The organism is Microbacterium sp. P2_F9 (assembly GCF_056403635.1).
This window is the reverse complement of record NZ_JBFUFC010000361.1, coordinates 1-1,815: the sequence shown is the minus strand read 5'-3', so window position 1 is coordinate 1,815 and position 1,815 is coordinate 1. Positions and strand designations below refer to the sequence as shown.

The 1,815-nt window shown below is 70.0% G+C and carries 2 protein-coding genes and 1 pseudogene; all 3 read left to right on the top strand.

The window, feature by feature from the left end:
- A pseudogene (gene murD, locus AC1DVT_RS19990) lies at positions 1–324 on the top strand (UDP-N-acetylmuramoyl-L-alanine--D-glutamate ligase); the annotation flags it as partial.
- Positions 275–1,531 (top strand): putative lipid II flippase FtsW, encoded by a 1,257-nt coding sequence (ftsW, locus tag AC1DVT_RS19985; RefSeq protein ID WP_477391109.1) that lies wholly within the window; start codon positions 275–277, stop codon positions 1,529–1,531. The pseudogene murD and the gene ftsW, both read left to right, overlap by 50 nt.
- Positions 1,528–1,815 (top strand): glycosyltransferase (locus AC1DVT_RS19980; protein ID WP_477391107.1); only part of this gene is annotated, 288 nt, incomplete at its 3' end. The genes ftsW and AC1DVT_RS19980, both read left to right, overlap by 4 nt.

Sequence of the window (1,815 nt, the reverse complement as noted above, 5' to 3'; positions counted from 1 at the left end):
CGCGCGAAGGCCGCGATCGTGATCGGCCTCGATCGCGCGCCGGTCGTGGCGGCGTTCTCGCGACACGCGCCCGCGGTGCCCGTGTTCGAGGTGGACGGCGCTGAGACTGGGGATGTCATGGCACGGGTCGTTGAACTGGCGGCCGGGATCGCACGTGACGGGGACGTCGTGCTGCTCGCCCCCGCCGCCGCATCCTTCGATCAGTTCGCGTCCTACGCAGACCGAGGCCGGCGTTTCGCGGCCGCGGTGAGGGAACGGATCGCAGGGGGCAACGATGGCGAGCACGACCACCGCCCCGACCCGACCGGGCCAGATCCCGCCTGACCCGAAAGGCCGCCGAGGCCTGGCCGCCCGCGTGTCGCTCGGCAAGGTGTTCGCGCCGGTCCCGAGCGAGTTCCTGCTCATCACCTCGACGGCGCTGCTGCTGACCTTCTTCGGTCTCGTGATGATCCTCTCGGCGACATCGGCTACCGCGACCGCGGCGGGCCAGCCGCCCTATGAGGCCGTGCTCAAGCAGGCGATGTTCGCCGTGCTCGGCATCCCGCTGATGTTCATCGCCAGCCGCCTCCCCATCGCGWTCTGGAAGAAGGTGGCGTGGCCGGCGCTGATCGCGGCGATCCTCTTCCAGCTGCTCGTCTTCGTGCCCGGCATCGGCGTCGAGGCGAACGGCAACCGCAACTGGATCGTGGTGGCGGGACTCCAGGCCCAGCCCTCGGAGTTCCTCAAGCTCACCCTCGCGCTGTGGGTCGGGTACGTGCTGTTCCGCAAGCAGACGCTCCTCGGGTCGTGGACCCACGTCGTGATCCCGCTCGTGCCGGTCACCGTGCTCGTGCTCGCCACCGTCATGGCCGGCCGCGACATGGGCACGGCGATGATCATCGCCCTCGTTGCCCTCGGAGCGCTCTTCTTCTCCGGGGTGAAGCTGCGGCTGTTCATCCTGCCCGCCATGCTCGGCGTGCTCGGGGCTGTCGTGTTCGCGGCGACCAGCCCCGACCGCGTGCGCCGCATCCTGAGCTTCCTCAACCCGAACTGCCTCGCCGACTACTTCGGCGACTGCTACCAGCCGCTGCACGGCATCTGGGGGCTCGCCGGGGGCGGCATCTTCGGAGTAGGCCTCGGCGGCTCGAAGGAGAAGTACGACTGGCTTCCCGCCGCCGCGAACGACTACATCTTCGCGATCGTCGGTGAAGAGCTCGGCCTGATCGGCTGCATCGTCGTGCTCGGGCTCTTCGCGCTCTTCGCGGTCGGGGCGTTCCACGTCATCCGCAAGACCCACGACCCGTTCGTGCGCATCGTGGCCGGCGCCATCACGGTGTGGATCGTCGGTCAGGCCCTCATCAACATCGGCGTCGTCCTGCGGGTGTTCCCCGTGCTCGGGGTGCCGCTGCCGTTCATGTCGCAGGGCGGCACGTCGCTGCTGTCCGTCCTCCTCGCCTGCGGCGTGCTGCTGTCGTTCGCCCGCACGCTGCCCGCGAAGACGGATGCCGCGGTGCGTCGTCGCCCGCGTGCGCAAGTAGTCTCGTCCAGGTGACGACGTACCTTCTGGCCGGTGGTGGCACTGCGGGGCATGTCAATCCGCTCCTCGCCGTCGCCGATGCGCTGCGCGAGCGCGAACCTGACGCGCACGTGCTCGTCCTCGGCACGCGGGAGGGGCTCGAAGCCCGCCTGGTGCCGCTGCGCGGCTACGAGCTGCTGATCGTCGACAAGGTGCCGTTCCCGCGGCGGCCGAACCGCGCGGCCGCGTCTTTTCCGGCACGGTTCCGGGGCGCGATCGCCCAGGTCCGGACCCACCTGACCGACCGGGCTGTCGACGTG